At 63.7% G+C, this 21,297-nt stretch carries 21 protein-coding genes; 17 read left to right on the top strand and 4 right to left on the bottom strand.

From position 1 onward, the window contains the following. Window positions 1-9: 9 nt before the first annotated feature. On the top strand, window positions 10-441 hold the full coding sequence (locus ACEN9P_RS23405; RefSeq protein ID WP_495620620.1) for a DUF1801 domain-containing protein: 432 nt from the start codon (window positions 10-12) through the stop codon (window positions 439-441). A 34-nt stretch (window positions 442-475) separates the two neighbouring features. Further along, window positions 476-880: a DUF1801 domain-containing protein gene (locus ACEN9P_RS23400; RefSeq protein WP_495620619.1), complete on the top strand. Its 405-nt coding sequence runs from the start codon at window positions 476-478 to the stop codon at window positions 878-880. On the opposite strand, the gene ACEN9P_RS23395 is transcribed toward ACEN9P_RS23400, so the two are convergent. Further along, window positions 877-1,776 carry a LysR family transcriptional regulator gene (locus ACEN9P_RS23395; protein ID WP_477664587.1) on the bottom strand — a complete coding sequence of 300 codons (900 nt, stop codon included), beginning with the start codon at window positions 1,774-1,776 and terminating at the stop codon, window positions 877-879. The genes ACEN9P_RS23400 and ACEN9P_RS23395 overlap by 4 nt on opposite strands. A gap of 68 nt (window positions 1,777-1,844) precedes the next feature. On the opposite strand from ACEN9P_RS23395, the gene ACEN9P_RS23390 reads away from it, so the two are divergent. The 7 genes from ACEN9P_RS23390 (at window position 1,845) to ACEN9P_RS23360 (ending at window position 6,748) form a co-directional block, all read left to right on the top strand. Then, a complete protein-coding gene (locus tag ACEN9P_RS23390) occupies window positions 1,845-2,543 on the top strand; it encodes an RraA family protein (RefSeq protein WP_477664586.1) in 699 nt (232 codons plus the stop codon). A gap of 26 nt (window positions 2,544-2,569) precedes the next feature. After that, window positions 2,570-3,547, top strand: coding sequence for a Bug family tripartite tricarboxylate transporter substrate binding protein (locus ACEN9P_RS23385; protein WP_477664585.1), 978 nt, complete (start codon window positions 2,570-2,572; stop codon window positions 3,545-3,547). Between the two features lie 2 nt (window positions 3,548-3,549). Beyond that, a complete protein-coding gene (locus ACEN9P_RS23380; RefSeq protein ID WP_477664584.1) occupies window positions 3,550-4,221 on the top strand; it encodes an RraA family protein in 672 nt (223 codons plus the stop codon). Between the two features lie 4 nt (window positions 4,222-4,225). Beyond that, on the top strand, window positions 4,226-4,888 hold the full coding sequence (locus tag ACEN9P_RS23375) for an RraA family protein (RefSeq protein WP_477664583.1): 663 nt from the start codon (window positions 4,226-4,228) through the stop codon (window positions 4,886-4,888). After that, complete coding sequence (locus ACEN9P_RS23370) at window positions 4,885-6,105, top strand: pyridoxal phosphate-dependent aminotransferase (protein WP_495620618.1); 1,221 nt, start codon at window positions 4,885-4,887, stop codon at window positions 6,103-6,105. Before ACEN9P_RS23375 ends, ACEN9P_RS23370 begins: the two co-directional genes overlap by 4 nt. Before the next feature lie 161 nt (window positions 6,106-6,266). Continuing rightward, window positions 6,267-6,473 (top strand): DUF3606 domain-containing protein, encoded by a 207-nt coding sequence (locus ACEN9P_RS23365; RefSeq protein WP_477664581.1) that lies wholly within the window; start codon window positions 6,267-6,269, stop codon window positions 6,471-6,473. Window positions 6,474-6,556: 83 nt separating this feature from the next. After that, window positions 6,557-6,748 carry a hypothetical protein gene (locus ACEN9P_RS23360; protein WP_495620617.1) on the top strand — a complete coding sequence of 64 codons (192 nt, stop codon included), beginning with the start codon at window positions 6,557-6,559 and terminating at the stop codon, window positions 6,746-6,748. A 153-nt stretch (window positions 6,749-6,901) separates the two neighbouring features. Here the strand turns inward: ACEN9P_RS23360 and ACEN9P_RS23355 are convergent, their stop codons facing one another. The 3 genes from ACEN9P_RS23355 to ACEN9P_RS23345 form a co-directional block, all read right to left on the bottom strand. Continuing rightward, the gene (locus tag ACEN9P_RS23355) at window positions 6,902-8,374 is read right to left on the bottom strand and encodes a patatin-like phospholipase family protein (RefSeq protein WP_495620616.1); all 1,473 of its coding nucleotides are present in this window, start codon (window positions 8,372-8,374) and stop codon (window positions 6,902-6,904) included. Then, window positions 8,374-9,423 carry a HAMP domain-containing sensor histidine kinase gene (locus ACEN9P_RS23350; protein WP_495620615.1) on the bottom strand — a complete coding sequence of 350 codons (1,050 nt, stop codon included), beginning with the start codon at window positions 9,421-9,423 and terminating at the stop codon, window positions 8,374-8,376. Before ACEN9P_RS23350 ends, ACEN9P_RS23355 begins: the two co-directional genes overlap by 1 nt. 80 nt (window positions 9,424-9,503) lie before the next feature. Beyond that, window positions 9,504-10,199 (bottom strand): response regulator, encoded by a 696-nt coding sequence (locus tag ACEN9P_RS23345; RefSeq protein WP_495620614.1) that lies wholly within the window; start codon window positions 10,197-10,199, stop codon window positions 9,504-9,506. 155 nt (window positions 10,200-10,354) lie between these two features. On the opposite strand from ACEN9P_RS23345, the gene ACEN9P_RS23340 reads away from it, so the two are divergent. From ACEN9P_RS23340 to ACEN9P_RS23305, 8 genes are all read left to right on the top strand, one after another. Continuing rightward, entirely contained in the window at window positions 10,355-11,803 is a 1,449-nt protein-coding gene (locus ACEN9P_RS23340) for an efflux transporter outer membrane subunit (protein ID WP_495620613.1), read from the top strand. Further along, window positions 11,800-12,933, top strand: coding sequence for an efflux RND transporter periplasmic adaptor subunit (locus ACEN9P_RS23335; protein WP_495620612.1), 1,134 nt, complete (start codon window positions 11,800-11,802; stop codon window positions 12,931-12,933). The genes ACEN9P_RS23340 and ACEN9P_RS23335 overlap by 4 nt, the downstream gene beginning before the upstream one ends. Beyond that, entirely contained in the window at window positions 12,930-16,058 is a 3,129-nt protein-coding gene (locus ACEN9P_RS23330) for an efflux RND transporter permease subunit (protein WP_495620611.1), read from the top strand. Before ACEN9P_RS23335 ends, ACEN9P_RS23330 begins: the two co-directional genes overlap by 4 nt. 218 nt (window positions 16,059-16,276) lie before the next feature. Beyond that, window positions 16,277-16,777, top strand: coding sequence for a hypothetical protein (locus ACEN9P_RS23325; RefSeq protein ID WP_495620610.1), 501 nt, complete (start codon window positions 16,277-16,279; stop codon window positions 16,775-16,777). Window positions 16,778-17,272: 495 nt separating this feature from the next. Continuing rightward, the gene (locus ACEN9P_RS23320) at window positions 17,273-17,731 is read left to right on the top strand and encodes a DUF3617 domain-containing protein (protein WP_495620609.1); all 459 of its coding nucleotides are present in this window, start codon (window positions 17,273-17,275) and stop codon (window positions 17,729-17,731) included. Between the two features lie 265 nt (window positions 17,732-17,996). Beyond that, on the top strand, window positions 17,997-18,488 hold the full coding sequence (locus ACEN9P_RS23315; protein WP_495620608.1) for a MarR family winged helix-turn-helix transcriptional regulator: 492 nt from the start codon (window positions 17,997-17,999) through the stop codon (window positions 18,486-18,488). Window positions 18,489-18,668: 180 nt separating this feature from the next. Then, window positions 18,669-20,267, top strand: coding sequence for an FAD-dependent oxidoreductase (locus tag ACEN9P_RS23310; protein ID WP_495620607.1), 1,599 nt, complete (start codon window positions 18,669-18,671; stop codon window positions 20,265-20,267). A gap of 58 nt (window positions 20,268-20,325) precedes the next feature. Then, window positions 20,326-21,291, top strand: coding sequence for a Bug family tripartite tricarboxylate transporter substrate binding protein (locus tag ACEN9P_RS23305; RefSeq protein ID WP_495620606.1), 966 nt, complete (start codon window positions 20,326-20,328; stop codon window positions 21,289-21,291). Window positions 21,292-21,297: the final 6 nt, after the last annotated feature.

Here is a 21,297-nt window from a genome sequence, read left to right as displayed (position 1 = left end):
GGCCCCGAAATGAAGGCAACGGCCACAAAGACCCGCGCGAAGCCGGCGCTGCTCGCGGGCGGCAACCCGCAGATCGCCAAAGGCGAGGGCGATGCCCCGGTGCAGGCCTATATCGCGGCCATGCCGGGCTGGAAAAGCGATGTGGGGCGGCGCCTGGACGCGCTGGTCATGCGCACCGTGCCCGGCGTGCACAAGGCCGTCAAATGGAACTCGCCGTTTTACGGTGTGGCGGGCCAGGGCTGGTTCCTGAGCTTTCATTGCTTCACGCACTACGTCAAAGTAGCCTTCTTTCGCGGCCTGTCGCTACGCCCCGTGCCGCCGGTCGAATCCAAAAGGCAGGACACGCGTTATGTCCACATCCTGGAGGACGGCCGGTTCGACGAGGCCCAGCTGGCGGCGTGGATACAGCAGGCCAGCGAATTGCCCGGCGAAAAAATGTGAGCGGCTCAAACCTCAAGAGAAAGCAGCATCCACCATGAAAAAAGCAAGCAGCAGCGACGCGAAAGCCAGTGAAGGCAGTTCCGCCTCCGCGCAGATAGACCTGAAGATCCGCGAGCTCGATGACTGGCGCGGCGAGACCCTGGCCCGCATCCGCAAGATCATCCAGCAAGCGCTTCCCGAGGTGGTGGAGGAGATCAAGTGGCGAGGCGTTCCGGTCTGGTCGCACGGCGGCATCATCTGCACCGGCGAGACCTACAAGAGCACCGTGAAAATGACCTTCGCCAAGGGCGCGAAGCTCGAGGACCCTTCAGGCCTGTTCAATTCCAGCCTCGAAGGCAACACCCGGCGCGCCATCGATATCCACGAGGGTGACAGCCTCGATGAAAAGGCCTTGAAGGCACTGGTGCGCGCCGCCGCGGCGCTGAACAGCAAGGCTTAGTCGCGGCCTGGCACCTGCTCGCGCAGCTTGTCCAGAAAGGCTTCTACCAGCGCATTTACGGGACCGGCTTTGCGGACCGCGAGAACCTTGCTGCCGACGGACAGGTCCGCAATCGGCACAAAGCGGATGTCGCCGCGGTTGTTCGTGGCGACACTGCGGCCCACCACCGTCGCGCCCAGGCCCGCGGCCACCAGTCCCAGCGCCGTGTTGATTTCTTTCGCCTCATGGCCGACCTGGACCTTGGCGCCGGCCTGCTCGAGGATGTTCAGCACCTGCCGGGAAAAGTGCGCGTTGGCCACCTTGGGGTAACTCACATAGGGCAGGGCGTTCAGCTCCGCGGCCCGCAGGCTGGCTTGCGCCGCCAGCGGATGCTGCGCGGGAAGGGCGGCGACCAGCGGGTCGTCGAAGAGTTCGGTGTAGTGCAGGTCGGGCTCGCGCGTGAACGCGCCCAGGGTGCGCGCGATGGCCAGGTGGATGGCGCCGCTGCGCAAGGCGGCCGGTTGTTCCTCGGTAAGGATTTCCTCCAGGTCGATGCGCACGTCAGGCAAGGCCGACTGCATGGCGCGCACGGCCTCGGGCAGGATGGAAAAAATCGTGGAGCGCGTAAAACCTATGCCCAGCCAGCCCAGCCTGCCCGCAGCCATGCCTTTGGCCTCGACTTCCAGCCGGCCGCTGGCCGACAGCAGCTCCGTGCCCTTGGAGTAGACAAACTGGCCCAGCGGCGTCAGGCCCATGGGCCGGGTTGCCCTGTCAAACAGGGCGCCACCCAGCAAGGCCTCCAGCTGGCTGATCTGCATGCTGATGGCCGTCGGCGCGACGAATAGTTTTTCGGCCGCGGCACGGGCATTCCCGGCGTCCACGGTTTCGCAAAAGTATCTGACTTGCTTTAAGTTCATTATTTTTGAATATTAATTCAAAAATCGGCAATTGCATTCAGATATTCACTATCTCATCATCGCTCCTCATGAGCAATGACATCCCCCAGGACATCTACCAGGCCACCTGGTTCCAGCAGGCCAAAGCCCTGTCCACCGCCGAAATTTCCGATGCGCTGGACGCGCTGAAGCTGCCCGGCAGCGCTTTGGGCATACGCCCTGTGGCCGGCCCGGCCAAGCTGTTCGGCTTCGCCTTCACCGTGCGCTTTGCGCCCATTGACCGGTCTTCGCCCGGAACCGTGGGCGACTTCATCGACACGCTCAAGCCCGGCACCGTCGCGGTCCTCGACAACGGCGGCCGCCTGGACTGCACGGTGTGGGGCGGCATCCTGAGCCGGCTCGCCGCGCACAGGGGCCTGGCCGGCACCGTCATCCACGGCGTCTGCCGCGACACGGCGGAGGCCGATGAGGTGGGCTACCCGCTGTATGCCCATGGTCGTTTCATGCGCACCGGCAAGGACCGCGTGCAGGTCGAGGCCTATGAGCAGCCGGTGACGCTGGGCGACGTGCGGGTCTGTCCGGGCGACCTGGTCGTCGGGGATGCGGACGGCATTGTGGTGGTGCCGCGGGCCCACCTGCAGGACGTGCTGGCCAAGGCGCTGGAAACCCGGGTGATTGAGGAGCAGATCCTCGCCGCAGCCCTGGCCGGCATGCCGCTGGCCGAGGCCCGCAAGCAGTTCAAGTACCACACGCTGCAGCGCGCGGCCGATTCGCCACTGACGACCTGAAGCCCTGATTTCCGGAGACAAACACCATGAACCCCGTACGCCTTCTTTCCACCCTTGCCGCATCCACGGCCCTCGCCATCGCATCGGGCGCGGCCTGGGCGCAAGCCGCTTACCCTTGCCCCGCGGTCAAGCTCGTGTCGCCCTATCCGCCCGGCGGCACCACCGACCTGCTGGCGCGCCTGATCCAGCCCGGCCTGATGAAGGAACTCGGGACCCCCGTCATCGTCGAGAACAAGGCCGGCGCCAGCAGCAATATCGGTATTGAGTTTGTGGCCACCGCGGCGCCGGACGGATGCACGCTTTTGCTGGGCAGCAACACCGGCATCGTGATCAACCGGAACCTGTACAAGCTGCGCGTGGACCCGGTGAAGGGGCTTGCGCCGATCGGCCAGGTCGCCTCCGTGCCCCTGGTGCTGTATGTCAGCGCCGGCGTGCCGGCCACCAGCTTGGCCCAATTGGTGGAACTTGCCAAAAAGAACCCGGGCAAGCTCAGCTATGCATCGGCCGGCAGCGGCAGCCCGCAGCATTTGATGGGTGAGCTGCTCAAGCTGGAGCAAAAGATATCCCTGGCCCACATCCCCTACAAAGGCTCGGGGCCGGCGATCCAGGATGTGGTGGCGGGGCAGGTGGAAATGTCTTTCGAAGCCATGAGCGTGATCGTGCCGCAGCTCGCGTCGGGCCGCATACGTGCCCTCGCCACGACGGGCGCGGCCCGCTCAGCCGGCTTGCCGAATGTGCCGACCATGAAGGAGCAGGGCATGCCCGGCTTTGTGACGGAGAACTGGTACGGCCTGTTCGCGCCGGCCGGCACGCCAGCGGCGCTGGTGAAGCGGCTGAACGGCGCGCTCAACACCGTGCTCGACTCCAGGGAAGCGCGCATGAGCCTGGACAAAATGGGATCGGCCGACGTCAAGGGCACCCCCGAAGCCTTCGCCAAATTCATTGCCTCGGAGCTGCCCCTGTGGGAGTCCGTGGTCAAGCGCTCGGGCGCGAAGGTGGATTGAGCATGGCGGCATTCAATGGAATCGAGATCCACCCCCGGGTGAAAGAAGACGCCGCCGCGCTGGACGCCTTGCGCGGCCTGCCCAGCTCGGTGATCGGCGACGTCATGGGCGGGCGCCTGGTCGGCACGACCGCGCTGCGGCCCGTCAACCGCTCCATCGTCAGCTGCTGCGGCAATGCCTTCACGGTGCGGGTGCGGGCCGGCGACAACCTGCTGATCCACAAGGCCCTGGACATGCTGCAGGCCGGCGATGTGCTGGTGGTGGACGGGGAGGGGGACATCTCGCGCGCGCTGGTGGGCGAGATCATGATGACGACGGCGCGCATGCGCGGCGCCGCGGCCTTTGTGATGGACGGCGCGATCCGCGACGTCGACGCCTTCGAGGCGCAGGGCTTTCCGTGCTGGGCCAGGGGCGTCAGCCTGCGCGGTCCTTACAAGGACGGTCCCGGCAGCATCAACGTGCCTGTCACCGTGGGCGGCCTGTTGGTGCAGCCCGGGGACGTGATGGTTGGCGACTCGGATGGCCTTGTCGCGGTGCCCGCCGCGCTTGCGGCCGAGGTCGCGGGAAAAGCCCACGCCAAGGTGCGGGACGAGCAGGCCACCATCGCCGCGATCCTCGCGGGTACATACTCATCGGCCTGGGTGGATGCCACCCTGAGCCAGAAAGGCGTTTGACACCATGGACAAGCCGACTTTGCAGCGCCTCGCGGCGCTGGACAGCAACACCGTTTCCGACGCACTGGATTTCCTGGGGCTGCCCGGCGCCACCTATGGGCTGAGGCCGCTCTGGGACTGCCCCAAGGTCGTGGGCCGGGCCAGCACCGTCCTGCTGGGGCCCAAGACCGAAGCCAAACCCACGGTCCACCTGATCTCGCCCGTGATAGACGCGGTCACGACGGACGACAGGGTGCTCGTAATCTCGGGTGGCATAGATGGCATTTCGTGCTGGGGCGACATTCTGGCCAACGCCGCCGTAGCCAAGAAAATCCGCGGCACCGTCATTGACGGCTGCAGCCGCGACATCGAAGGCAGCGAGTCCATCGCCTACCCGGTGTACGGCAAGGGCATCACCATGGTCAGCGCGCGCAACCGCGTCGTCCAGCTCGACGCCGGCAAGCCGGTACAAATGGCCGGCGTGACCGTGCACGAAAACGACTACGTGATTGCGGACCGTTGCGGCACCGTCTTTATCCCGCAAGAAAAGATCGAAGAAGTGCTGGCCCTGGGGGAAAAGATCAACCGCCGCCAGGAGGGTATGGTCGCCGCGGTCAGGGCAGGGCGCTCCGTCGCCGACGTGATGCACGACAAGGAGTTTGAAGCCATTGCCGCGGAGCGCAAATGACGCGCGCCCACAGCCTGCTGAACACCCGCCTCGCCGCCGCGCAGCCCTCCGCGACCTACCGCATGATGGACCGCGCCGCGCTGCGCAAGGCGGCCGGACACCCGGTGGTCTCGCTGACTGCGGGAGAGCCCGACTTCGACACGCCGCCCCATGTGCGCGAGGCGGGCATCGCCGCCATTGGGGCGGGGCACACGCGCTACACGCCGGTGGCCGGCTTGCGGGCCTTACGCGAGGCGGTGGCCGCAAAGTACCAGCGCGAGAACGGGCTCGACGTAGCGTGGCGGGACACCATCGTCTGCTCGGGCGGCAAGCAGGTGCTGTACAACGCCTTGGCCGCCACGCTCAACGAGGGCGACGAGGTGATCATTCCGTCGCCATACTGGGTCAGCTACCCGGAGATGGTCCAGATCTGCGGTGGCGTATCCGTGATCGTTGCCTGCGACGCGGCAACCGGTTTCAAGCTGACGCCCGCTGCCCTTGAGGCCGCGATCACGCCCCGAACCAAGTGGCTGATCCTGAACTCCCCGTCAAATCCCACGGGTGCGGTCTATAGCCGCGAAGAACTGGAGGCACTCGGTCGCGCGCTGCTGGCGCACCCGCACGTCCTTATCCTGTCCGACGACATCTACGAGCACCTGATCTTCGACGGCGCGGCGTTTTGCACCCTGGCCCAGGCCGTTCCGGCACTGCAGGAGCGAACGCTGACCATGAACGGTGTGTCCAAGGCCTACGCGATGACGGGCTGGCGCATAGGCTTCGGCACCGGGCCCCGCTGGCTGCTGGAGGCCATGGAAAAACTGCAAGGGCAGCAGACCTCGGGTGCCTGCTCGATCTCGCAACACGCCGCCCTCGCGGCACTCACCGGCCCCAAGGATTTCATCGCGCAAAGCCGCGCCCAGTTCCAGCGGCGGCGCGACCTGCTGGTCGCGCAGCTGAACCAGACCCCGGGGCTGCGCTGCGAGACGCCCGCCGGCGCGTTCTATGCATTTGTTTCTTGTGCCGGCCTGATAGGCAGGCGCAGCGCGGGCGGCGTTCTGCTCGATTCCGATGAAGCCGTGGCGGTCGCGCTGCTCGAGGAGGCGAACGTGGGTGTGGTGCACGGTTCCGCTTTCGGCCTGGCGCATCACCTGCGCTTCGCCTATGCGATCGGTGAGGCGTCCCTGCAACAGGCAGGCGCCGCGGTCCGGGACTTCTGCGCCCTGGCCGGCCCGGCCTGAATCCCCCGAATTCGTAAGCTGGCGTTTCCAGCCACCTCCTCCAATTGGGGGATGCGCTATAGCCCAAAAGGTAGCAGAGTCATGTAGCAGGATGTATCCGGGCCCGGGAACGGCCCGGGCATCTTTCGGCTCCATGAAATGTCCCACCTGAAGGGAGAACCATGATGGCTTCGCGAGCTCCCCCAACCGCCGCGGCGGTTGACCGCATTACCTTGCTTGACCCGCAGGTCGTGCAGGCCTGGTGCGCTGAATTGCAATGCACCGAGCACGAACTGCGCGCGGCCATTTACGCCGTGGGCAGCGATCCCGGGCAGGTCAGGCGCTATTTCGGCCGCCGCAGGGAAACGCCGGAAATGCTGGAGGACTGAGGGTTTCCCTGTAGGTTTTCCACCGAGCCTGAGACACGGCATCACCCGACCCCCTGAATGATTTTGTTTTCGGATGATGCGGCATGAACACTTTCATCCACCCCCCTGTGATCGAGGCCCCCACGCCCGGGGAAGAGCAAGAAAAAGCCTCCAGCACCACCGAGCTGCTGCTCGGCCTGGCGCTCGGTGTCTGCGCAATCGCCGCGGTGCACCTGGTGGGCTATGCGGTACTCCTTATCGCGCCCGTGCTGAGGCAACTTCTCGACCAGTTCTGAGGCACAGGCCATGCACAAAAGCTGGCTGGCTACTCTGGTGATCGACTGCCAGACCGACGACCTGGACGCGGCTAACGCCTCTGGTCCGAGACACTGAGCTGGGCGCCCGGAAAACTTTCCGACCCCAGCAGAATGCGCTCAACTGGCATATCTTTAAAGAGCGGGTGCGCCTTCATCTGACGGGACCGGTTGTTGTATGGGCGCGCCGAGATCCTGGCTCAGGCGCTGGAACGCTGGCGATCGACGCAATACTTCGCGTGCGGATTCCTGCAGTAATTGCACGTCAGGGGCATCTATCGTAAAGGCTGTCGGTACACGTAGCGCCAGACGCCGCCGTTCGGTATCCGGCACGTCTCGCAAACTCACGCTGATAACGTGAATCTCCGCGTCGGAAGCAAATGGGCTGTCGCTGGCGCCGCGATGGCGCTCCAGCTCCTCGTTCCAGCGCCGAACATCATCCTCCAGCATTGCCAAAGCCATCTGGGTTGAGCGAGATCCTGCGCCGAACAGCAATGCGCCCGTTGCCTGGGCGATAGTCGGCACGAGGTCGCTCTGGTCGATTCGGTCGGCCGGAGCGCGCTCCGAATTGACCGCGATGAGAATCAGTTTGTGGATGGAACCGGGCGGCCAGTCGCGAAAGCTGTCCTGAATGGAGCCTGTCGCCACTACCCGGTCAAGCAGTCCCCTGATGCCCAGGTTGTCGGCCAATCCTCCATCGACGAGATGCAGGAATGGGCGTTCCTGAGCGTCCATGTAGCTTTCCGCGCTGGCTTTCATCATCCGGCTTCGATAGTTGGTCGCTGTCAACCCGGCCCCGCCGGGATTGGCCGGAGGCAAGCGAGGACAGGATCCGGCGTGGTTTTGCAGGGTCATGGGACTTAGTACCAGCGGGACCGCGGATGACGCGGCAACCGCGAACGAAAGGGGCACGCTGTCCAGGTCCGAACAGATCAGCGCGAACTGCTCACGGGTGAATTCAAATGCCGAGCCTGTTGTGAGATCAGTCGCCGTGATCAGCAGCCTCGGCCCCCGTTTCCGGGTAGCCAGGTCACCGAAAGTCCTGCCGCGGTACAACACGCCCAGGTTCTCTTCCAGGGAATTGCTTCGGCCGTACCACGGCGACATCAGTTTGGGGAAACGGGACAGCGACAGCGCCGACCGGATCAAGTCGCCCTGAAAGTTTTTCAGGAGGAAATCCGGCTCGAACCGGGTCAGTGTCTCGTCACCGAAGGTCGCGTAGTGGGTTGCCAGGATGCTGCCTCCCGAGACCCCGCTGATCAATCCAACTTCATCCAGCAATGTCGTTTCCTTGCCTTCCCAGACAAAGCGGGTTGCTTTCAGTTCATGCAGAACCCCTAGCCCGAAAGCGGCGGCGCGAGCGCCGCCACCCGAGAGCGTCAGCGCCGCCACGATGGATCGCTTGTCCGTATCTTCCGGGCCATAACCAGGCGGGCCGGCGCCATGTGAACTTGGCTGTGGCGCCGCAGCGTTCTGCCAGGGGCGAAGTGTGGAACAGCCGGTCAGCATCACTGATGCGAACAGAATTGAAAGAATGGGAAGCTTCATCAGCACAACGGTCTCAAAAGACAAGCGCCAGAAGTTATGTGGATCGTTCGCCGCGACCATCAGTTGTTTCGCGGCAGGGAAAGTGTGACAACCAGCCCGCCGCCTTCGCGCAGCGTGGCCGCTATGCTGCCGCCATGCAGCAACATGGCCCGGCGCGCGACTGCGAGGCCCAAGCCGGTGCCGCGAACCGATTCACTGCCCGCGACCCGGGTGAACGGTTCGAAGATGGCCTCCAGCATTTCGGACGGTACGCCGGGGCCACGGTCCTGCACAGTGGTCACAAGCATGCCGTCGCCCTCCGAAATACGGACAAGAACCTCGATCTCGCTACCTGCGGGACTGTATTTCAAGGCGTTGCGGATGACGTTCTCGAAAGCGCGATAGAGCAGCTCGCCGTACGCGTTGGTGACAAAGCTGCCTGGCGCCTCGAAGCGAAGGGTCCGCCGCGAAGCACGGGCCTCGAAATCGGCGTCGTCGGCGATGGCCTGCAGCAGTTCGATGACGTCAACGCGCTGCGCGGGTGCATCTGTGGGGCCGGCATCCAGCCGGTGCAGCGTCAGCAGGGCTTCGATCAGCATCTCCAAGCGCTCGCTTTCGCGCATGATGCGTTCGATCATCGCGCTTGCCTGCGCCGGGTCCTGACGCAGCAAGCCGATGGCGGCCTGCAGGCGTGTCAGCGGCGAGCGCAGCTCGTGGGAAATGTCGTGCAGTAGCGTGCGCTTGGCCTGTGCCAGCTGCTCGATCCGCGCAGCCATATGGTCGAAATCGCGTGCCAGGTCGGCAATCTCGTCCCGCCGGCCACTCATCAGCGGCACGACCCGGGTGTCGAGCCGGCCTTCGGACAGGCGGCGCAGCGCCCAGCTCAGGTGGCGCAGCGGATGTGACAGGTACCACGCCAATACAAGGCTGATCAGGAGCACCGCGACAACGGCTGATACCACCGGCACTATTGGTACCAGCCCCCACATGGGCATGCCGACGGGTGGTGGTGGCGTACGGCCGGTGAACAAGAAGAAGCCCACTGTGCCGCCGATCGACAGCACCATGCTCGTGGCCAGCGCGAGCAGAAACTTCCAGAAGAGCCGGCCGAAAGGCTTGTTGGGTGTCATGGGAAATCCTTTTCGGTAAGGAAATTGCAGCCGATTGCACCGGTGGGCTGGACCAGCGTGTTCGAGTGCGGTTTGTGAACTCAGTCCTCCAGCAACTGGTAGCCCATACCGCGCACGCTTTGAATCCACGGAAGGCCGTCCGGCCGCGCGCCCAGTTTCTGGCGGATGCTGCTGATGTGCACATCGATGCTGCGGTCAAACCGGGCCAGGGGCCGGCCGAAGGCTTGCTGCGAGATGGCTTCCTTGTTGATGAGTTGCCCGGCATGGCGCGCCAGCACATCAAGCAGGCAAAACTCGGTGCCCGTCAGGTCAAGCGGCCGGCCGCGCCATTGTGCGCGCCGGCTGCCGGGCCAGAGCATCAGTTCGCCCACCTGCAACACACGCGGGCTGGATGTGGTGCTGGCTGTTTCACGTGCCTCGGTACGGCGCAGGATGGCACGGATGCGCGCCGCCAGCTCGCCCGGCGTGCAGGGCTTGGGTACGTAGTCGTCCGCGCCCATGTCAAGCCCGGCAATGCGGTCGATATTTTCGCCGCGTGCTGTGAGCATCAACACCGGTACTTCGCTGATTGTGCGGATGCGGCGAAGCACTTCGATGCCTGACATGCGCGGCAGCATGACATCGAGCACGACGATGGCGTAGACACTCCGTTTCGCTTCCGCAATACCTTCTTCACCATCGTGAACCGCATGAACGTCAAAGCCTTCGTGCTCGAGGTACAGCGACAGCATCTCGGTGAGATCGACGTCATCGTCGACGAGGAGTACGCGGTGCATGGTTGAGTCGTCCTGAAATATGTCGAAATTATCCCGTTGTTTTGGCACGCGACGCACGTCGCGGTACTGATCTTTACCCTGCTTAACGTTGCTGGACCGCGCTGAACGGACGGAATTCCTATCATTCGCCGAACCTCTGTTGATCACTCCAGCTTATGCGTGCTTCCCTGTCCCCCCCCTTCGCCACCTTCTTGGTGCCAGTCTTTGCAAGCCTGACGCTCGCTGGCTGCGCGGTCGGCCCAATCTACTCTGGGCCCGCTCCGATCGCCCCCGCAGCCTGGCAGGCCGTGTTACCGCATGGGGGCGACGTCGACGCGATGCGCAACTGGTGGCAGCAATTCGATGATCCAGCCGTGGCACGGCTCATTGCGTTGGCCGAGGCTGACAGCCCAAGCCTCATGAAAGCCTGGACAGGTATAGAGAAGGCCCGCGCCACACTGAGCACGGCGCGTTCGGGCGGCTTGCCGAGTGTTGACGGCAGCGTCTCGCTCACTCGGTCCCGCCAGCAATCGATACCGGGTACCGCAACGACGGGCACGACGCGCAGCGCCGGCCTGGACGCGGCGTGGGAAATCGATCTCTTTGCCAAGGTGCGACGCAATACCGAGGCCGCTGCCGCTCGCGCCGATGCGCGAGAAGCGGACTGGCACGACGCGCGAATCTCGCTTGCCGCCGAGGTCGCCGATACCTATGTGCGGTATCGCGCCTGCGTGCTGCTGGCCGATGCATACCAACGCGAACGCACCTCGACGGCCGCAACCGAGAAAGCGACGGCCATGGCCGTGCGGCTAGGGTTCAGTGCTCAGGCCGATGTGGCCCTGGCGCACGCCAGTCTTGCGAACGCGAGCTCGACGCTGCTTTCGCAGCGTGCGCAATGCGATCTGCTGATCAAGTCGCTGGTTGACCTGACCGGGCAGGACGAGCCCGCGTTGCGCGAACTCCTGGCCGGCGGTAGCGGTATTCCCAGGCCAGCGGGACTGGCGGTAGAGAGTGTGCCGGTCAATGCGCTGCGTCAGCGGCCCGATCTCGCGTCGCTGGAGCGTGAACTCGCGGCGAGCAGTGCCGAGATCGGAGTGGCGCAGGCTGACCTCTATCCCAGCTTGTCGCTCTCTGGGTCGATCTCCGTCTCGGCTGCAGCGGGTGCTTCATCCTTCACGGGTTGGTCTGTCGGCCCCTCGCTGTCGCTTCCGATCTTTGATTCGGGCAGGCGGCGTGCCGCAGTCGATACGGCGCGGGCCGGCTATCAGGCAGCGTTCGCCGGCTATCGCCAGGGCGTGCGTACCGCGGTGAAAGAGGTCGAACAGGCGCTGATCAACCTGGACAGCACGGCGCGCCGCACCGAAGAAGCCGAACGCGCCGCCGACGGCTATCGGCGCTACTTCCGTGCTACCGAAGTGAACTGGCGCGCCGGCAGTGAAAGTCTGCTGACGCTGGAGGAGGCGCGCCGTTCAGCACTGTCCGCCGAGATCAACGTGATCACCCTCCAGCGCGACCGCGTCGAACACTGGATCGCGCTCTACAAGGCGTTCGGCGGGGGCTGGCAACCGGGCGTTCCGGCATCACCGCCGGCCGCATTGACCGAAGCATCAAGGACCAAGCTATGAAGAAATTCGCAAAAAGGACGCTGCACGCCGGTGCGATCGGACTGACTGCCTTGTCGGCAATAGGTCTTGCTATGTGGATTGAGAGTCCCGTAGCGGCAGCACCGGAAGTACAGGCGCCGAGCGTGCTGGCGGTCAACGTTGTTACGACGGAGGTTGAGACTTGGCCGCAGATCGTGCAAGGCAGTGGACCGCTCACCGCCTGGCAGGAAATCATCGTTAGCCCCGAGACCGGGGGGCTGAGAATTGTTGAGTTGTTGGTTGACGTGGGGGCGAACGTCAAGCGAGGGGATTTGCTCGCGCGGCTGGCCGACGACAGCTTGCAGGCCGATCTGCGTAAACAGAACGCTGTCGTCGCGCGTGCGCGCGCAACGCTGGAGCAGGCTGCATCCAACTTGCAGCGCGCGAAGGGCGTCGGGGACAGCGGTGCGCTATCGGTCCAGAAAGTGGAGGACTATCATGCCAGCGAGGCGATCTCGCGAGCCGATCTCGCGTCGGCCGAGGCCGAGCTTGACAGCATAAAGCTCAAACTAAAGCAGACGCGAGTGGTCGCCGCCGACGACGGCATAGTGTCGTCGAAGTCCGCGGTGGTCGGCAATGTCGTCAGCGCTGGTGCTGAGCTGTTTCGCCTTGTACGCCAAGGTCGCGTTGAATGGCGGCCTGAGCTCGATGCTCGTCAGGTGGCTGCGTTGCGGACCGGCCAGACCGCGCGCGTGACCCTGCCGAACGGCGAGCGGGTCGATGGCAGCGTGCGGCTGGTTAGCCCAACGCTCAGCACCGGCACCGGTCGCGCGATAGTCTACGTCAGCCTGCAGGCCGGCAGCGCGGCACGTGCCGGTATGTTCGCCAACGGCTTTATCGAGTTCGATCCCGTGCCGGCACAGACGCTGCCCCAGACGGCCGTAACGTTGCGCGACGGGCGCGCGTATGTCTATCTGCTCGGATCCGGCGATAAGGTCAACAGTCGTCCGGTGAAAATCGGCCGTCGGCAAGGAAACCGCGTGGAGGTGGATGACTTGCCGACCAGGGCCCGTGTCGTCGCCGACGGTGGGGCATTCCTCTCTGAGGGCGCGCGGGTGACCGTGGTCTCTGCTGCGGAGCGTGCCGATGCTACGCAGGGAGCCATGCGATGAATTTTTCCGCATGGTCTATCCGCAATCCGGTGCCGGCGCTGCTGCTCTTCGTGTTGCTGACTGCATTGGGACTCATAGGTTTCCGGTACTTGCAGATCCAGGACTTCCCCGACATGGACTTGCCGACGATTCAGATCTCGGCAACGCTGGAAGGGGCCGCTCCCTCACAGCTTGAAACCGAGGTGGCCCGCAAGATCGAGGACAAGCTCGCTTCGCTGAGCCGACTTGACCACGTCGTGACGACGATCACCGACGGAGCTGTGGCGATCAGCGCCAGCTTCGAGATTGACAAGAACGGAGAGGAGGCCTTGAGCGAGGTGCGCAATGCGGTGGACAGCGCGCGTGCCGATCTGCCCGCGAGCATGGCGTCACCGACAGTCTCGAAGCTCACGGCCGCGGGGGCGGCCTTTCTGACCTATACGATCGAATCGGCCCGGCTGGACAAGAAAGATCTGTCCTGGTTCGTCGACAACGATGTTGCCAAGGCGCTGCTTGCGGTGAAAGGCGTTGCATCAGTCTCCCGCGTGGGCGGTATCGATCGCGAGGTACATGTCGACCTCGATCCGACGCTGATGGCGGGGTTGGGAGTGACGCCATCGGATGTATCGGCACGCTTGAGAGCGACGCAGAAAGACAGTTCAGGTGGGCAGGGTGACATTGGCGGCTTGCGGCAATCTACGCGCATGATAGCGACCGTTGGAACGCCGGCTGAAGTCGGCGCGATAACCGTTCCGATGGCCGATGGACGATATGTACGGTTGGACCAGATCGCGCGTATCAGCGACAGCCAGGCAGACCCAACAACGCTTGCATTCCGCGACGGTCGACCAGTCATTGGCTTTCAGGTGACTCGCTCGCGTGGCTATTCAGATGTTGGTGTCGCCGACGCGGTGCGCGTCGCGATCAGCCGCTTCCAGCAGGGACGCCCCGAAGTCGAGATCGTCGAGGCGAGCAATACGGTGGTGCCGATCAAGGACAACTACGAGGGATCGATGCATCTATTGCTCGAAGGGGCGCTCCTCGCGATTGTTGTCGTGTGGTGTTTTTTGCGCAACTGGCGCGCCACCTTTATTTCGGCGACCGCATTGCCGCTGTCGATCATACCGACCTTCGGTTTTATGGCGCTCGCCGGCTACTCGCTGAACACCATCACGTTGCTGTCTCTGTCGCTTGTCGTCGGGGTTCTCGTCGATGACGCGATCGTCGAGATCGAAAACATCGAGCGTCACCTGCGCATGGGCAAGACGCCATTCCAGGCGGCGATGGAGGCGGCCGATGAGATCGGCCTCGCGGTTATCGCAACAACCTTCACATTGGTCGCGGTGTTCCTGCCGACCGCGTTCATGAGCGGCATCCCAGGCAAGTTTTTTCGTCAATTCGGTGTCACCGCATCGGTCGCGGTCCTGGTTTCGCTCCTTGTGGCGCGCTTGTTAACGCCGATGATGGCGGCCTACCTGCTCAAGCCATTGCAAGCCGGTGAGCACGGCGCTGCCGATGGCCCGCTGATGACGCGCTACCTTGGCTGGGTACATGTTCTGCTTTCGCGCCGCAAAGCCACCATGGTCGCTGTGGTGCTATTTTTCGTCGCCGCGATCGGTGCCGCGACCTTTCTGTCGACCAGCTTCATGCCGGCGCAGGACAAGGCGCAAAGCACCGTGACGCTCAAACTCGCACCGGGCAGCACGCTGGATGCGACCGCGGCGACCGGTCGGCGTGCCGCCGAACTGCTGCGTACGCTGCCCGAAGTACACAGTGTCTTCATTTCGGCCGGTACGGCGACCGGTGGCGGTGGGCCGGTAATGACGTCTTCTGCGGACTTGACGAGCGCAACCTTGACCGTGGATCTTGTGCCGCGTGGTGAACGAAAACTCAAGCAGTCGGGTGTTGAAGCGAAGATGCGCGAAGTCCTTCGCAGCCTGCCGGGTGCGCGTGTCACGGTCGGTGGAGGCAACAGCGGCGAGGCGCTGCAGATCACGCTCGCCAGCGATGACCCGCAGGCGCTGGCACGTGCTGCCGCCGAGGCGGAGACGCAACTGCGTACCTTGAAGGGCATAGGCAACGTTACGTCGAGTACGGCATTGCAACGGCCGGAGATCCAAATAAGGCCCGACAGCGCACGGGCTGCATCGTTCGGCGTTACCTCCGAAGCGCTCGGTGACGCCGTCCGTTTCGCCACTTACGGTGACTACTCGACGGCGCTGCCTAAGCTCAATCTGCCACAGCGGCAGATCGCTATCCGCGTGCGCATGGACCCCGCGATGCGCGGTGACCTTGATATGGTGAATAACCTGCGTGTGCCGGGCAGCAAGGGGAGCGTGAGCCTGGGCTCGGTGGCCGACGTTGAGCTCGGCAGCGGTCCTTCGCAGATAGACCGCCTCGATCGGTCGCGCAATGTCACCCTGACCGTGGAACTGAACGGTCGCGCGATCGGCGACGTACAGCGCGAAGCCTTGGCACTGCCGGTGTTGCGCTCTCTGCCGGCTGGCGTGCGCAGCGTCGACCAGGGCGATGTGCAGCGCATGAGCGAGTTGTTTCAGAGTTTTGGCATAGCGATGGCGATCGGCGTGTTCTGCATCTACGCCGTGTTGGTGCTGTTGTTCCACGACTTCCTGCAGCCCGTCACCATCCTCGCCGCCTTGCCGCTGGCCATGGGCGGTGCACTGTTCGCGCTATGGATGACGCACCAAGCGTTTTCGATGCCGGTCGTGATCGGCGTGCTGATGCTGATGGGCGTCGTCACCAAGAACTCAATCCTGCTCGTCGAGTACGCCGTCTTGGCGCGCCGCCAACGTGGCCTCGGACGCCTGGACGCACTCATCGACGCCTGTCACAAAAGGGCTCGGCCTATCGTCATGACCACGGTAGCGATGGGTGCCGGCATGCTGCCTAATGCACTGGGCCTCGGTGCCGAGCCCAGTTTCCGCCAACCGATGGCGATCGTGGTCATCGGTGGATTGTTGACATCGACGGTGTTGAGCCTGCTCGTCGTGCCTGTCGTTTTCACTTATGTGGACGACCTGCTTCAAGCCGGTCGGCGCTTCGTCTCGCGCAGGGCAAGTCGTACCGACCACCAACGAAATTCCGTTATCGAACCTGACCCAGGTGACCTACCCCTTTCCGTGTAAGTGAACGATCCAACTTGAAGGAACTAAGAAGTGAAAAAAACTACTGATTCGCCGAAGACGCCTGCTATGCCGAAAATTCGGTCCGTCTTGAAGCTTTCTGTCGGGGCGGTGGCTGCGGCATTACTGCTGTCCGCCTGCCTGCCTTTGCCCCGCGGTCCGATACCGGGTCCCGGGCCTGGCCCGATGCTGGGACTCGAACCCATGAAAGCACATGGCACATGAGCCGTTTTTCTCCTCCGGCCATATGGGCATCGATGGCCGTGGCGTTTCTGTTGGTGGGCTGTGCAACGGAGGCGTCAAAGTCACCAAAGGCGTTCCCGAAAAGCATGCCGCCAATTTCTGTCGTCATCGACTGCGGGGAATGCCAGGTGCGACCCGCGGTGCCGGAATTGATCCGTGCTGGTTATGCGGCGGCGGCAAAAAAGGCGGGTGTTCCTATCACAGGTGATGCACAAATGACCCTGACCATCAAAGGCTACACGGAACGGGGCTTGGCTATGCGTTCCGTTTCGCTCGTTGCCGGGCCGCTCGCGTTTGCACTCAAAGACGAGATTAAGGCAGTCGCGATGGTTAATGAAAAACAGCTACCGCTGGAGTCTTACTACCGCATTCCATTTCTCGGCATTGAGACGGCTGCCACGAAGCTGGGTGAACTTACCTTTGATGCTGTTGCACAGAAACTTGACCGATCATCGCCTGACGAAGCACGGATTCGCTGACCGTTCAACTCTGCGTGCGGCGCCTTTTCATAGTTGGGTTGGGAAACGTCGGTGAACAGCTCGTAGTTGCCGGAATCTGACCCAGTGGGCTCGCCTTTCCCATTCAACGAAGGATGCAACTTGAAGGAACTTGAGAAATGAAAAAGACAAATGCCTCTTCGAAGAACGCTACCTTGCCCATACCTCGGTCCGTCGTAAGACTTCTCCTCGCAGCCGGTGTATCGGCATCACTGTCTGCCTGCATGATCCCGCCGGTGATACCGCTCGTGCCGCCACCAGTCGCACCAGTCCGGCTGGTGCCTGCTGCACCACTGGTGCCGGCACCCGTGCCTTTCGCTCCGGTTGCACCGGTCGGGTCTGCCACTTCGGTGCCGCGCGATGAGTCCGTACCTGCAATTTCGTATGCCAATGCAGACCAGGTTGATTGCAGCCATTGCTTGCAGGCGTAGGCGTTGGCCTCTTTGACTAATGTGTTTTCAACAAAGGAATGACATCATGAAGTGGATTCAAGTGCGATCAGCCTTCTGGCTGGCGATAGTGGTACATGCCGGCGCGTTCGCTCAGGTGCCTGTGAGGCCCGGGAAATGGGAACTGACAGGCGCCTACAAGGGCCTGCCCTTTGGTGGCGACGCGGAACGCGTTCGAACCATATGCCTCTCGGCGGAAGCACTGGGGCCCGTTCCCGAAAAGACGCTGATCGAAGCCTCACCGCCACCGAGTGACGATACTTCGAAGCCAGCCCCCAAGTGCGACTACTCCCCGGTGCGTCGGGATGGCCCTAAATCGTCTTGGGAGATCACTTGTACAAATCCGACACTGACTGGGGCCGGCAGCGCAATCTTCATCTCGCCGGAACAGGTGGACCTGTCAGAGGCGCTGGAGCTGAAAATGGGTTTTGCAGCACGCTCAATCCAGCATACTGTGCGGGCACGCCGCGTAGGAGATTGTTCTTGAGCCTTGCGGCATTGGATTGCGTCGGAGCCTGACCCGGCTTCCCGGATGGTGGTTTACTTTCCGGGTCGTCGATGAGGGCGGCAGGTCGCTCGCGCGCGGGCGATCGGCCATCAAGAACCTGCCTCAATCAGGTGTTTTCACGGCCGAATGGGTCGGGGCGATCACACGGGCGCCTTCTCGGATCCTGCGGGCTCAGTACCTCACCGGCGTCCTCGGTGCGTGGCAATGTCGTATCCTGAGGCATTCCAACTTTGCAATTGCCGCCATGACCCGGGAAGCCGCTTCGTCCAACAAAGTAGTCAAAACCCAGAAATCCGATGACATTGACGACCGCTGGCGGCACGGAAACATAGGCCGTCTCTTGAGCAATGCCTTGCGGCATTTCGAGGCGCGCGTCATCGAGCTTCTGGCGCAGGCCGGGCATACCGAGAGCACGGCCATGCACATCAATGCGACCCGCCATCTGGATATTGAGGGCACGCGCCTCACGGACATGGCTCAGCGCGCCGCGGTGACCAAGCAGTCCATGAGTGAACTCGTGGCCCAACTGGAAACCCTCGGAATCGTGGCCCGAAAACTGGACCCCTTGGATGGGCGCGCGCGGATTGTGTACTTCACGCCCCAAGGACTGGTCTGGTTAAACGATTTCCGCGACGCGGTCCGCCAGGCCGAAAAAGAAATGGCCCGCAACATTGGGGCCGACTCCCTGCGGTCCGTCAAGGCGGCATTGCGCTGGTACGGCCCGCCTGAAAAATAAGAAAGCGATTCGCGCGGGCGCATGCCCCTAGGGTAAGCACCTAAAAGATGCCTGCCGATGCCTGTTGCCGAATTGGTCAGGCTGGCCTGACAATATGGCATGCACTCCACAAACCCCGAAGCCTCCACTCTCCCGTTGCGGACGGATGTCCTCATTGTCGGCGGCGGCCCATGCGGCCTGATGCTCGCGAATGAACTGGGCCGCCGCGGCGTGCGCTGCTTGGTGGTCGATGCCAAACCCGGCACCGCCTTCAACCCGCAAGCCAACGCCACCCAGGCCCGCACCATGGAGCACTTCCGGCGCCTGGGCTTTGCCCATGAGATCCGGGTGCTTGGGCTGCCCGCCGACCACCCCACCGACATCGCCTACTTCACGCGCTATGCGCGGCACGAACTCTCGCGCATCAGTCTGCCCACCGCGGCCGAGGCGCAGGTCAAGATCAAGTCTATGGGCGGCTCATGGAGCGCGGCCGAACTGCCGCACCGCGTGTCGCAGAAATTCGTCGAGCAGGCCTTGCGCCGCCATGCCGAATCCTGGCCCTCGGCCGAGCTGCGCTATGGTTGGTCGCTGGAGCGTTTCGCTGAAGAAGACAGCGACGTGAGCGCGACCGTCCGCCCCAGCGCCGGCGGCCCGCCGCAGGAAGTGAAGGCCCAGTACCTGGTCGGCGCCGACGGCGCGCGCAGCTTTGTGCGCCGCCAGCTGGGCATCGAATGGGGCGGCGTCACCGGCATACAGCGCGAGTTCATGGGCGGCAAGATGTTCGCCATCTACCTGCGCGCGCCGGCTTTTCTTTCGGTGCTTCAGCATCCCAAGGCCTGGATGTATGTCGCGGTCAACCACCAGCGGCGTTCCTTCATGGCCTCGGTGGACGGTGTGTCGGAATACGCCTTCCATGCCGCGCTGCGGCCCGGGGAGGATGCCGACAACTGGACGGAGGACGACGCCCGGCGCGTTTTCGCCGAGGCCGTCGGCGTGGAACTTCCGATCGAGATACTGTCGATGGGCACCTGGCTGGCCGGCCACGCACTCGTTGCCCAGCGTTTCCAGCAGGGCCGGGTGTTCATCGCCGGCGATGCGGCGCATCTTTTCACCCCGACCGGCGGCCTGGGCTACAACACCGCGATCGAGGACGCGGTGAATCTGGGCTGGAAGCTCGCCAGCGTGCTGCGCAGCCAGGCGCCCGCGGCGCTGCTGGACAGCTATGCGGCCGAGCGCAAGCCCCTGGCTGAACGCAACACCGGCTACGCCCGGCAGTTTGCCGATTCGGTGGGCCTGTTCGTCGCCAGGGCCGAACTCGACGAGGCCTCAGAGCAGGGCGATGCCGAGCGCGAGCGCGCGGCCCGTTACTTCGGCGAACACGCCAGGCTGGAATTCAATATTCCCGGCGTCACCTTCGGCGGCCGCTACGACGGCTCACCCATCATCGCCGGCGACGGCGTGCCGTTGCCGCCCGATGAACCCAACAGCTACACCGCCACCGCGAGCCCGGGCGGGCGCCCGCCGCATGCCTGGCTGGACGACGGAAGCTCGCTGTTTGATGGCTTCCACAGCGAATGGACCCTGCTTGCGCTGGGCCCCGATGCGCCTTCGACATCCGCCTTCGAAACCGCCGCACGGGCGCTTTGCGTCGACCTGCGTGTGCTGCGGCTGCCGCAGGCCTCGCTGCGCGACTTGTATGAGGCGCCATTGGCGCTGATCCGTCCCGACCAGATCGTCGCCTGGCGCGGTGCGGCGGCGAACGATGCGACGGCCGTGCTGATGCGCGTCACGGGCCGATAGCAGTACCAACAACAGCACCAAAAGCAACACCGACAACAACATCCACAAGGAAACTTGAATGAAAGCCATCATCCGCCAATTTTTCCCGCTACCGGCCATTGCGGTGGCCTTGGCGCTGCTCGCACCAGCGCACGCCCAGACCTGGCCCACTAAACCTGTGCGCATGGTGGCCTCATTTCCGCCCGGCACGCCGGGGGACGTGATTGCCAGGCTGATCCAACCGGCTTTGCAAGCGATGTGGAAACAGCCCGTCATCGTCGACAACAAGCCCGGGGCAGGCGGCAATATCGCGGCGGGAGAGGTGGCCCAGGCCAGGGACGAGCACACCCTGCTGGTCGGCCCCGACACCGTGCTCACCATCAATCCGCATCTCTACAAAAAACTGGGTTTCGACCTGCGGCAGTCGCTCAAGCCGGTGACCTACTTTGCGAGCTTCAACCAGATGCTGGTCTGCAACCCGGCCTCCGGCGTCGACACGCTCGCCAAGTTCACCCAGCTTCCTGCCACCAACACCTACGCCTCCGGCGGACCCGGAACGCCCAGCCACATGGCCATGGAAATGCTGCTGGCGGCCACCGGCACCAAGCAGACTCACGTGCCCTACAAGGGGCCAGGGCCGGCCGCGCAGGACGTGCTCGCGGGCCACGTCGGCTGCGGTTTTATCGTCTCTTCCGTGGTGCTGCCGCATGTGCAGAGCAAGCGGCTCCAGGCGGTCGCCGTCTCCAGCAAAGAGCGCTCGGTGCTCTTGCCCGCGGTGCCCACGGTGGCCGAGAGCGGTCATGCCGGCTTTGACGCGACTTTCTTCGAAACCCTGATGGCGCCCGCAAGCCTGCCCGCCGCAGTCACGGAAAAAATCCAGCGCGACGTGCGCGCTGCCTTGATGGCGCCGGCCATCAAGGCGCGGCTGGCGGAAATGGATCTGCGCGTGGAGGCCGGAACGCCCCAGGAATCGGAGAAGCGCAATCGCGAGGATTTTGCCAAGTGGGGGATGATTGCACGGCAGACACAGCTCCAGTTGGACTGAAGAAAA

It is taken from the genome of Polaromonas sp. Polasp52 (assembly GCF_059491565.1).
This window is presented reverse-complemented; position numbering and strand designations above follow the sequence as displayed.

Coding starts and splice junctions, on each gene's coding strand:
- ACEN9P_RS23405 (WP_495620620.1), top strand. CDS start 10: ATGAAGGCAACGGCCACAAAGACCCGCGCGAAGCCGGCGCTGCTCGCG.
- ACEN9P_RS23400 (WP_495620619.1), top strand. CDS start 476: ATGAAAAAAGCAAGCAGCAGCGACGCGAAAGCCAGTGAAGGCAGTTCC.
- ACEN9P_RS23395 (WP_477664587.1), bottom strand. CDS start 1,776: ATGAACTTAAAGCAAGTCAGATACTTTTGCGAAACCGTGGACGCCGGG.
- ACEN9P_RS23390 (WP_477664586.1), top strand. CDS start 1,845: ATGAGCAATGACATCCCCCAGGACATCTACCAGGCCACCTGGTTCCAG.
- ACEN9P_RS23385 (WP_477664585.1), top strand. CDS start 2,570: ATGAACCCCGTACGCCTTCTTTCCACCCTTGCCGCATCCACGGCCCTC.
- ACEN9P_RS23380 (WP_477664584.1), top strand. CDS start 3,550: ATGGCGGCATTCAATGGAATCGAGATCCACCCCCGGGTGAAAGAAGAC.
- ACEN9P_RS23375 (WP_477664583.1), top strand. CDS start 4,226: ATGGACAAGCCGACTTTGCAGCGCCTCGCGGCGCTGGACAGCAACACC.
- ACEN9P_RS23370 (WP_495620618.1), top strand. CDS start 4,885: ATGACGCGCGCCCACAGCCTGCTGAACACCCGCCTCGCCGCCGCGCAG.
- ACEN9P_RS23365 (WP_477664581.1), top strand. CDS start 6,267: ATGATGGCTTCGCGAGCTCCCCCAACCGCCGCGGCGGTTGACCGCATT.
- ACEN9P_RS23360 (WP_495620617.1), top strand. CDS start 6,557: ATGAACACTTTCATCCACCCCCCTGTGATCGAGGCCCCCACGCCCGGG.
- ACEN9P_RS23355 (WP_495620616.1), bottom strand. CDS start 8,374: ATGGTCGCGGCGAACGATCCACATAACTTCTGGCGCTTGTCTTTTGAG.
- ACEN9P_RS23350 (WP_495620615.1), bottom strand. CDS start 9,423: ATGACACCCAACAAGCCTTTCGGCCGGCTCTTCTGGAAGTTTCTGCTC.
- ACEN9P_RS23345 (WP_495620614.1), bottom strand. CDS start 10,199: ATGCACCGCGTACTCCTCGTCGACGATGACGTCGATCTCACCGAGATG.
- ACEN9P_RS23340 (WP_495620613.1), top strand. CDS start 10,355: ATGCGTGCTTCCCTGTCCCCCCCCTTCGCCACCTTCTTGGTGCCAGTC.
- ACEN9P_RS23335 (WP_495620612.1), top strand. CDS start 11,800: ATGAAGAAATTCGCAAAAAGGACGCTGCACGCCGGTGCGATCGGACTG.
- ACEN9P_RS23330 (WP_495620611.1), top strand. CDS start 12,930: ATGAATTTTTCCGCATGGTCTATCCGCAATCCGGTGCCGGCGCTGCTG.
- ACEN9P_RS23325 (WP_495620610.1), top strand. CDS start 16,277: ATGAGCCGTTTTTCTCCTCCGGCCATATGGGCATCGATGGCCGTGGCG.
- ACEN9P_RS23320 (WP_495620609.1), top strand. CDS start 17,273: ATGAAGTGGATTCAAGTGCGATCAGCCTTCTGGCTGGCGATAGTGGTA.
- ACEN9P_RS23315 (WP_495620608.1), top strand. CDS start 17,997: ATGACCCGGGAAGCCGCTTCGTCCAACAAAGTAGTCAAAACCCAGAAA.
- ACEN9P_RS23310 (WP_495620607.1), top strand. CDS start 18,669: ATGCTCGCGAATGAACTGGGCCGCCGCGGCGTGCGCTGCTTGGTGGTC.
- ACEN9P_RS23305 (WP_495620606.1), top strand. CDS start 20,326: ATGAAAGCCATCATCCGCCAATTTTTCCCGCTACCGGCCATTGCGGTG.